Origin of the sequence: Acidocella sp. (assembly GCF_052326845.1) — a bacterium.
GTDB lineage: Bacteria > Pseudomonadota > Alphaproteobacteria > Acetobacterales > Acetobacteraceae > Acidocella.
Window position 1 is genome coordinate 1 of sequence record NZ_JBKQJR010000009.1, and the last position, 9,221, is coordinate 9,221.

Here is a 9,221-nt window from a genome sequence, read left to right on the forward strand (position 1 = left end):
GCAACGCCCGCATCCATCGCCGCCTGCGCCACGGCCGGGGCGATATGCATGATCAGCCGCGGGTCGAACGGCTTGGGAATGATGTACTCGGCGCCGAAGGTGGGGCATGCCCGCCATAGGCAGCGGCCACGACCTCGGAGGCTTCCACCCGCGTCAGGTCGGCAATCGCCTTCACCGCGGCGAGCTTCATGCTCTCGGTGATGGCGGTGGCGCGTACATCCAAAGCGCCGCGGAAGATGAAGGGGAAGCACAGGACGTTGTTCACCTGGTTCGGGAAGTCCGACCGGCCCGTCGCCACGATCGCATCCGGCCGGGCGCGGCGGACGATCTCCGGCATGATCTCCGGCTCCGGATTCGCCAGCGCCAGGATCAGCGGATTCGGCCCCAGCAGGGAGAGCCACTCCTCCTTCATCACACGCGGGGCGGAAAGGCCGAGGAAGATATCCGCACCCGGCAGCACATCCGGCAGGGTGCGGGCATCGGTCACGCGGGCCACATCCGCCAGCGTCGGGTCCAGGTTTGGCCGCCCGGCATACACCACGCCTTCCTTGTCGGTCATGGTGATGTTCTCAGGGGAGGCACCGAGCGCCTTGAGGATTTTCACGCAGGAAAGCGCTGCCGCCCCGGCGCCGGAGGTGACGATCTTCACCTCCTCGATCTTCTTGCCCTGCACCATCATGGCATTCAGCACCGCGGCGCCGACGATGATCGCCGTGCCGTGCTGGTCGTCATGGAAAACCGGAATTTTCATCCGGCTGCGCAGCGTCTGCTCGATCTTGAAGCATTCCGGCGCTTTGATGTCCTCGAGGTTGATGCCGCCGAAGCTCGGTTCCAGGCTGGCGACGATCTCGATGAACTTGTCCGGGTCCTGCTCGTTCACCTCGATGTCGAACGAATCGATGCCTGAGAACTTCTTGAACAGGACGGCCTTGCCCTCCATCACCGGCTTGCCGGCGAGCGCGCCGATATTGCCCAGGCCCAGCACCGCCGTGCCGTTGGTGATGACGGCGACGAGATTCGCGCGCGAGGTCAAGTCGAACGAGGCATCCGGGTCGGCGACGATGGCATCGCAGGCGGCAGCCACACCAGGGGAATAGGCCAGCGAGAGGTCCCGCGAGGTCTCCATCCGCTTCGTCGCGACGATGGCGAGTTTTCCGGGGCGGGGGGCGTGATGGTATTCAAGCGCCGCCTTGCGTAAATCATCATCCATATTCAAGTACTCCCTTAGTCTCAAGGGATTCATGAACCAATGGACAAGGCGGGACAACCTGTCCCGTCATGAAAAAAATCTGAAGAGGAGAAATTTGGTGCGGTCGAGAAGACTCGAACTTCCAAGGGGTTTCCCCCACAAGCACCTCAAGCTTGCGCGTCTACCATTTCGCCACGACCGCACGTAGGAAACTGCCATGCGAGAGCACGGCGCCGGGAGCCTATAGACGATGAATTTTAGTCCTGCAACCTGGGAAACCACTCCCGGGCACACTGATTATGACGCAGCCCTCCAGCGCATGCGGGAACGGGCCGCCGCCATCCGCGAAGGAACGGCGGAAGAGCTGGTCTGGCTTGTGGAACACAAGCCACTTTATACCGCCGGAACTTCCGCCAAGGCCGAGGATCTGCAGGATGCCAGCCGCTTCCCCACCTACACGGCCGGGCGCGGCGGGCAGTGGACGTATCACGGCCCCGGCCAGCGCGTGGCTTACGTGATGCTCGACCTCACCCGCCCGCACGGCACCATCCCGGCGCGGGATGTGCGCTGCTACGTGGCCGGGCTGGAGCGCTGGGTGATCGAGACGCTGAAGGAATTCGGGGTGAAAGGGGAAATACGAGACGGACGCGTTGGCATATGGGTGGTGCGCCCCAATGGCGAGGAGCAGAAAATAGGCGCCATCGGCGTGCGGGTGACGCGCTGGGTGAGTTGGCACGGGCTGGCGTTGAACGTGAACCCGGACCTGGGGCATTTCACCGGCATCGTACCCTGCGGCATCCGCGAGCACGGGGTGACAAGCCTGCACGCGCTGGACGTGAAAGTGAGCATGGACGAGGTGGACGCGGCACTGCGGCGGAACTGGAACAGGGTTTTCGGATGAAGGGGATGCTCTAGCCGCGCAAGGCATCCAGCGCCTTTTGCAGGATGGCTTGGGCGGCGAGCTTGTCGATGATCTCGTCCCGCCGCGCCCGGCTCACCCCGGCCTCGATCAGCCGTTCATGCGTCTCGGCCGTGGTGTAGCTTTCATCCACCATGGCCACGGGCAGGCCCGTCGCGGCGCTCAAACCGTGCGCCCAGTCCCGCGCCGCCTGGGCCCGGGGGCCGAGCTTCTGCTCCGCGTCCAGCGGCAGGCCGACGATCAGCCCCCCTACCCCTTCCCGCGCGGCGATGGCCGAGATCTCGGCGGCGTTCTGCTTCAGCTTGCCCCGGGCCAGCGTGGCGTAGGGGCTGGCGATCTGCCGGTCCACGTCCGAGAGTGCGATGCCGATGCGCTTGGAGCCGGGGTCCACCCCCAACAGCCGCGCGCCGGGGGCGAGATGGGCGGAAAAATCCCCGAGGTTGTAGATGGGCATGGCGGCCTGTATGGTCCGCCCGGAATTTCAAGCCAATAGATATATGAGGCAAAAATGTCGCTGGATGCCGCAACGGTACGCCGTATTGCGAGACTGGCCCGGATACGGGTCGATGATACCGAGGTCGAGACCCTGAAATCCGAGCTCAACGCCATTCTCGGCTATGTCGAGCAGCTGGGCGAGGTGAACGTGGATGGCGTCGAGCCGCTGTCGGGCGGCGCGCAGATGGCGCTGCGCCAGCGGGAGGACTTCGTCTCCGACGGCGAGGTCGCCGAGCGGATTCTCGCCAATGCCCCGGACCGGGTGCAGAACTTCTTTGCCGTGCCGAAAGTGGTGGAATGAGCATTTTTGACCTGACAATTGCCGGCGCGGCCAAGAAGCTCGCGGCAAAAGAGATTTCCGCCGTGGAGCTGACCACGGCCTATAACGGGGCCGTCGCCGCGCTGAACCCGCGCCTGAACGCCTATATCACCACGACGCCGGAGCTGGCGCTGGAGCAGGCCAAGGCCGCCGATGCGCGCATCGCCGCGGGCGAGGCAACGGCGCTGACCGGCATTCCCATCGCCATGAAGGACCTGTTCTGCACCGAGGGTGTGCGCACCACGGCGGCCAGCAAGATCCTGGAGCCCTTCGTGCCGCCTTATGAGAGCACCGTCTCCGCCAAGCTGAAAGCGGCTGGCGCGGTGATGCTGGGCAAGGCGAATCTGGACGAGTTCGCCATGGGCTCCTCCAACATCACCTCCGGCTACGGGCCTGTGGAAAACCCCTGGAAGCGCGTGAGCGACCCGGATGCCAAGCTGGTCCCCGGCGGCTCCTCGGGGGGTTCCGCCACCGCCGTGGCCGCGCGAATCGCGCTCGCCGCCACGGGTACCGACACGGGCGGCTCCATCCGCCAGCCCGCCGCCTTCACCGGCCTCGCGGGCATCAAGCCCACCTATGGCCGCTGCTCGCGCTGGGGCATCGTCGCCTTCGCCTCCTCGCTCGACCAGGCGGGCCCGATGGCGCGCAATGTCGAAGACTGCGCCATCCTGCTCAACGCCATGGCCGGATTCGACGAGAAGGACTCCACCTCCGCCCAGCGCGAGGTGCCCGATTTCACCGCCGCGCTGAACCGGGGCGTGAAGGGGCTGCGCATCGGCATCCCCGCCGAATACCGCCTCGAAGGCACCAACCCGGAAATCCTGGGGCTGTGGGAGAAGGGCATCACCTGGCTGCGCGAGCAAGGTGCCGAGATCGTCGACATCTCCCTGCCCCACACCAAGTACGGCCTCGCGGTGTATTACATCGTTGCCCCGGCCGAAGCCTCCTCTAACCTCGCGCGCTATGACGGCGTGCGGTACGGCAAGCGCGTGGATGGCGTTGACCTGATCGACATGTACGAGCGCACCCGCGCCGCCGGCTTCGGCGCCGAGGTGAAGCGCCGCATCATGATCGGCACCTATGTGCTCAGCCATGGCTATTACGACGCCTATTACCTCAAGGCGCAGAAGGTGCGGAACCTGATCCTGCGCGATTTCACCAACGCTTTTGCCAAGGTTGACGCCATCCTCACCCCCACCGCGCCCTCCGCGGCGTTCGGCCTGGGCGAGAAGATGGACGACCCGGTGACCATGTATCTCAACGACGTGTTCACCGTGCCTGCTTCGCTCGCCGGGGTTCCCGCCATGAGCATCCCTGCCGGGCTGAACGCCGAGGGGCTGCCGCTGGGCCTGCAGGTCATCGGCAAACATTTTGACGAAGAAACAGTTTTCGCGGTCTCCGCCGCGATCGAGAACGCGGCGGGCTTCTCAGCCCTGCCTGAACTGCGAGCAAAATAATGGCTTATACGCTGGAAGGCCGCACCGGCATTTGGGAAGTTGTCGTCGGGCTTGAGATCCACGCCCAGGTGATTTCCGAATCCAAACTCTTCTCCGGCGCCTCCGCCACCTATGGTGGCGCGCCCAACGCTCATGTGTCCTTCGTGGATGCCGGTTTCCCCGGCATGCTCCCGGTCATCAACAAGGAATGCGTGGCCCAGGCCGTGCGCACCGGGCTGGGGCTGAAGGCGCAGATCAACATGTTCTCGCGCTTCGACCGCAAGAACTATTTCTACGCCGACCTGCCGAACGGCTACCAGATCAGCCAGTTCGAGCATCCCATCGTCGGCACCGGCGATGTCGAGATCGAGCTGCAGGACGGCACGATCAAGCATATCGGCATCACCCGCCTGCATCTGGAGCAGGATGCAGGTAAATCCATGCACGACCAGCACGCCAGCAAGTCGGTCATCGACCTCAACCGCGCCGGTGTGGCGCTGATGGAGATCGTCTCCGAGCCGGATATCCGCTCGCCCGAGGAAGCCGGTGCGTATTTGCGCAAGATCCGCCAGATCGTGCGCTATCTCGGCACCTGCGACGGCAACATGGAGGAAGGCTCCATGCGCGCGGACGTGAACGTGTCCGTCCGCAAGCCGGGCGAGGGTTTCCGCACGCGCTGCGAGATCAAGAACGTCAACTCGGTGCGCTTTGTCATGCACGCCGTAGAGGCGGAAGCGATGCGCCAGATCGAGGTGTGGGAATCCGGCGGCGAGGTGGTGCAGGAAACCCGCCTGTACGATCCCTCCAAGGGCGAGACCCGCTCCATGCGCTCCAAGGAGGATGCGCATGACTATCGCTACTTCCCAGAGCCGGACCTGCTGCCGCTGATTCTGGAGCAGGAATTCGTGGACAGGTTGAAGGCCGGCCTCCCCGAACTGCCGGACGAGAAGCGCGCACGCTTCTGCGAGCAGTACGGCATTCCGTTCTACGACGCAGGCGTGCTGGTGGCCGATCAAGCAACCGCCGATTTCTACGAGACCGTAGCCAAGGGCCGCGACGGCAAGCTCACCGCCAACTGGATGTCCGGCGATTTCTTTGCCGCGATGAACCGCACCGGCAAGAGCATCGAGAACCCGCCCGTCTCGGCGGCGGATCTCGGCGCGCTGCTCGACCTCATCACCGACAAGACCATCAATGGCCGCATCGCCAAGGATGTGTTCGAGGAGATGGTTGAAACCGGCAAGGCGCCCGCCGCCATCGTCGAGGAAAAAGGCCTGCGCCAGGTGACCGACACAGGCGCCATCGACGACGCCGTGACCAAGGTGCTGGCCGACAACCAGGACAAGGTGGCCGAGTACAAGTCCGGCAAGGACAAGCTGTTCGGCTTCTTCGTCGGCCAAGTGATGAAGGCCATGCAGGGCAAGGGCAACCCGGCGCTGGTCAACGAGGCGGTCAAAAAACAGTTGGGATAAGACGATGAGCTGGAAGACCGCGTTCCGTTCCCTCTACTACCAGGGCGCGCCGGAACCCGAAGACCCGGTGCTGGAACGCGGCAAGACAGCCCTGCTCGTCATCGACGTGCAGAACACCTACCTCGAACGCCCGGACCGCGCCGCCCTCAGCCCCGAGGATCAGGCGCGGTTCGATGCCTGGACGCCCTTCCACGAGCGCATGCACGGCACGGTGATCCCCACCATCACCAAGCTGCTCACGGCTTTCCGCGATGGCGGGCATGAGGTGCTCTTCGCCCGCATCGCCTGCCAGACGCAAAACGGGCGGGACCGCTCGCTGAGCCAGAAGAAGCCCGGCTGGAACAATCTGCTCCTGCCCAAGGACAAGCTTGCCTCGCAGATCGTGCCGGAGTTGGCGCCCCGGGGCGACGAGATCGTGGTCACCAAAACCACCGATTCGGCCCTGACCGGCACAAATCTGCGCCTCATGCTGACCAACCTCGGCATTACCCATGTCGTCTGCGCCGGCATCTTCACCGACCAGTGCGTCGCCTCCACCGTCCGCTCTCTGGCCGATGAGAGCTTCGACGTGATCGTGGTCGAGGATGGCTGCGCCGCCGGGAGCCAAGAGCTGCACCTGAAGGAGCTGGAGATCATCAACATGATCTATTGCGCCGTGATGAGCAGCGATGAGCTTCTGGGATACCTGCCCGGCTGAAATGCGGAGCCAGGATTGATCCTGATCAAGCAAGGAGCCCGCCGGCGCGGATAGATTTCCGCGCATGATGCAAGACCTGCCCCTCGAAAAAGTCTATCAGTTCATCGAGCCTGGCCCGGTGGTGCTGCTCACCACCCAGGCGCCGAAAGGCAAGCCGAACATCATGGCCATGTCCTGGCACATGATGGTCGAGTTCGAGCCGCCGCTGATCGCCTGCGTGGTCAGCGCCGCCAACCACAGCTTCGCGGCGCTGCGCAAGACCAAGGAATGCGTTCTCGCCGTGCCGCCCGCCGAGCTGGCGGAGACCGTTGCCGGAGTCGGCAACTGCACCGGCAACGATACCGACAAGTTCGGCGTGTACAGCCTCACCCCCTTGCCCGCCAAGCACGTTGTCGCGCCGCTGGTCGGCGAAGCCATCGTCAACCTGGAGTGCAAGGTGAAGGACACCAAGATGGTGAACGCCTACAACCTGTTCATCCTGGAATGCGTGCACGCCTGGGAAAACCCCAAGCTGAAAGACGCCAAGACGCTCCACCACCACGGCTTCGGGCATTTCGCCGTGGATGGGGAGATGATCAAGGTGAAGTCGAAGATGCGTTAGGCGAGCTTGGGTATCAGCCCGCTCGCTTCGGCCACCGCCCGGCTGGCCGCGATCGATTCGCTCACCATCAGCGCCGCCGCCAAGGCGCGCTTGCCGGCCTCGGCATCCACCGCCACCGGCGCGCCATCCAGCACCGAGGCGAAGAACGCCTCATGCTCGGCTGAGAGCGCGTCATGGTCCTGCCAGCCCGCCTGCTCCACGCCGAATTCTTCGAAGCCCGGCAGCTTCATGCCAGTGCCGCGCCCGACCAAAGTGAGCTTGCGCGCCGAGAAATCCACGGTCAGGTAGCCGGTCTGCGAGAAGATGCGCATCTTGCGTTCGGTCTTCAGCGAAATGCGGCTGGCCGTGATCGTCGCCACCGCGCCATTGGCGAAGCGGATTCGGGCATTGGCGATGTCATCATGCGCGCTGGCCACGGGCGCGCCCACCGCGTCCACGCTCACCACCTCCGAGTCGGTCAGCGCCAGGATCAGATCGAGATCGTGGATCATTAGATCAAGAATGACCGAGACATCCGTGCCGCGCGGCTTGAAGGGAGCGATGCGCACAGCCTCGATATAAAGCGGCTTGCCCATGCGGGCACTCACGGCGCCATGCGCGGCGGAGAAGCGCTCCAGATGCCCCACCTGCAGCACCAGCCCCGTCTGCTTGGCCAAAGCCGCCAGATCAGTCGCCTGCTCCAGCGTCGCGGCGATCGGCTTTTCCACCAGCACATGCTTGCCGGCCTTTAGGGCGCGGGCGGCGAGATCGTAATGGAATTCCGCCGGAGCGGCGATCACCACCGCCTGCGCCATCTGCAAAATGTCTTCGACCGGGCGCACCGGGCACCCGGCCTCCCAGGCCACTGTCTTGGCCCGTTCGGGGTTCGGGTCCGCCAGGCCGATCAGCTTCGCCCGCTTCGCACCAGCCAGTTTCAACGCGTGGTAGCGGCCAAAATGGCCCGCCCCGATCAAGCCCACTTGCAATCGCTCGCTCATGGCCTCCGTGGTATTCCGCCCCGGGGTTGCGCGCAACGCCCCGCCCGGCCATACCGCATCCGGTTTAGGGAAATTTTGGAGCCACCGTGCTTTACTTCAGCCGCGCCAAGACTTTCGGCATTCTGCTGCTCTGCGGACTGGGCATTCTGCTCAGCCTGCCGAACCTTTCGGCCCGCCCCAGCTTCTGGCCGGGCTTCCTGCCCTGGAACCAGGTGCATATGGGACTCGATTTGCGCGGTGGCTCCTACCTGCTGCTGCAGATCGACACCAGCGCGATCGTGAAGCAGGACCTGAACGCCCTGGTCGATGAGACCCGCCAGACCCTGCGCAACGCCCAGCTCGGCTATACCGGGCTGCACGCGGACCTCGCCAATAACCAAGTCGTGCTGCACCCGCTGGAGGGCCAGAGCCAGCAGGATATGACGGCGCTGCAAAAGCTCATCTCCTACGCCCCCGGCTCGTCCAGCCCCAGCGTCTCCCTGTCCCAGATGCCGGATGGCTCCATCGCCATCGCCATTCCGCCCGCCACCCAGGCCACCCGTAATTCCCAGGCGGTTGAGCAGGCCATCACCATCATCCAGCGCCGTATCGACGGCTCTGGCGTGCTCAACCCCTCCATCCAGCGCCAGGGCGCGGACCAGATCGTGGTGCAACTCCCCGGCATCTCCGACCCGGACCGCGTGAAGACGCTGATCGGCACCACCGCGCACATGACCTTCCAGATGGTGGATGCCACCGCCGCCCCCGGCCCCGTGGCCCCGCTGGGCGACGAGCAACTGCCGATGGCCGATAACCCGCAGCAGATGATGGACGTATACGCCAACGTCGCCGTGGACGGCGCCAGCCTGGAGAATGCCCAGGCCAGCACCGACCCGCAAAGCGGCCAGTGGGTGGTGAACTTCTCCCTCAACGCGCTCGGCGCGCGCCAGTTCGCCGATGTCACCACCGCCAATGTCGGCAAGCTGTTCGCCATCGTGCTGGACGGCAAGATCATCGAGGCCCCGGTCATCCGCGAGCCCATCACCGGCGGGTCCGGGCAGATCTCCGGCAATTTCACCGCCCAATCCGCCACCGACCTCGCGCTGCTGCTGCGCGCCGGCGCCCTGCCCGCGCCGC

The 9,221-nt window shown here is 64.8% G+C and carries 10 protein-coding genes and 1 tRNA gene; 7 read left to right on the top strand and 4 right to left on the bottom strand.

The features are described from left to right. Positions 1-52 precede the first annotated feature (52 nt). Both ACLPJJ_RS00685 and ACLPJJ_RS00690 read right to left on the bottom strand, forming a co-directional pair. The gene (locus ACLPJJ_RS00685) at positions 53-1,210 is read right to left on the bottom strand and encodes a malic enzyme-like NAD(P)-binding protein (protein WP_443588747.1); all 1,158 of its coding nucleotides are present in this window, start codon (positions 1,208-1,210) and stop codon (positions 53-55) included. A 95-nt stretch (positions 1,211-1,305) separates the two neighbouring features. After that, positions 1,306-1,391: transfer RNA gene (locus ACLPJJ_RS00690), tRNA-Leu, on the bottom strand. A gap of 48 nt (positions 1,392-1,439) precedes the next feature. On the opposite strand from ACLPJJ_RS00690, the gene lipB reads away from it, so the two are divergent. Next, a complete protein-coding gene (lipB, locus tag ACLPJJ_RS00695; RefSeq protein WP_443588748.1) occupies positions 1,440-2,090 on the top strand; it encodes a lipoyl(octanoyl) transferase LipB in 651 nt (216 codons plus the stop codon). A gap of 10 nt (positions 2,091-2,100) precedes the next feature. Here lipB and ruvX read toward each other — a convergent pair whose 3' ends face one another. Beyond that, the gene (gene ruvX, locus ACLPJJ_RS00700) at positions 2,101-2,562 is read right to left on the bottom strand and encodes a Holliday junction resolvase RuvX (RefSeq protein ID WP_443588749.1); all 462 of its coding nucleotides are present in this window, start codon (positions 2,560-2,562) and stop codon (positions 2,101-2,103) included. Between the two features lie 54 nt (positions 2,563-2,616). Here ruvX and gatC point away from each other — a divergent pair, with 54 nt between their 5' ends. The 5 genes from gatC to ACLPJJ_RS00725 all read left to right on the top strand — a co-directional run bounded on the left by gatC (position 2,617) and on the right by ACLPJJ_RS00725 (position 7,128). After that, entirely contained in the window at positions 2,617-2,904 is a 288-nt protein-coding gene (gatC, locus tag ACLPJJ_RS00705; RefSeq protein WP_443588750.1) for an Asp-tRNA(Asn)/Glu-tRNA(Gln) amidotransferase subunit GatC, read from the top strand. Further along, on the top strand, positions 2,901-4,379 hold the full coding sequence (gene gatA, locus ACLPJJ_RS00710; protein WP_443588752.1) for an Asp-tRNA(Asn)/Glu-tRNA(Gln) amidotransferase subunit GatA: 1,479 nt from the start codon (positions 2,901-2,903) through the stop codon (positions 4,377-4,379). Before gatC ends, gatA begins: the two co-directional genes overlap by 4 nt. Further along, positions 4,379-5,830 (top strand): Asp-tRNA(Asn)/Glu-tRNA(Gln) amidotransferase subunit GatB, encoded by a 1,452-nt coding sequence (gatB, locus tag ACLPJJ_RS00715; RefSeq protein WP_443588753.1) that lies wholly within the window; start codon positions 4,379-4,381, stop codon positions 5,828-5,830. The genes gatA and gatB overlap by 1 nt, the downstream gene beginning before the upstream one ends. Before the next feature lie 4 nt (positions 5,831-5,834). Then, complete coding sequence (locus ACLPJJ_RS00720) at positions 5,835-6,527, top strand: cysteine hydrolase family protein (RefSeq protein ID WP_443588754.1); 693 nt, start codon at positions 5,835-5,837, stop codon at positions 6,525-6,527. Between the two features lie 64 nt (positions 6,528-6,591). Beyond that, positions 6,592-7,128, top strand: coding sequence for a flavin reductase family protein (locus ACLPJJ_RS00725; RefSeq protein WP_443588755.1), 537 nt, complete (start codon positions 6,592-6,594; stop codon positions 7,126-7,128). On the opposite strand, the gene ACLPJJ_RS00730 is transcribed toward ACLPJJ_RS00725, so the two are convergent. Next, positions 7,125-8,105 carry a Gfo/Idh/MocA family protein gene (locus ACLPJJ_RS00730; RefSeq protein ID WP_443588756.1) on the bottom strand — a complete coding sequence of 327 codons (981 nt, stop codon included), beginning with the start codon at positions 8,103-8,105 and terminating at the stop codon, positions 7,125-7,127. The two genes, ACLPJJ_RS00725 and ACLPJJ_RS00730, sit on opposite strands and share 4 nt — an antisense overlap. 86 nt (positions 8,106-8,191) lie before the next feature. Here ACLPJJ_RS00730 and ACLPJJ_RS00735 point away from each other — a divergent pair. Continuing rightward, on the top strand, positions 8,192-9,221 hold a 1,030-nt coding region (locus ACLPJJ_RS00735), incomplete at its 3' end, for a SecDF P1 head subdomain-containing protein (RefSeq protein WP_443588758.1).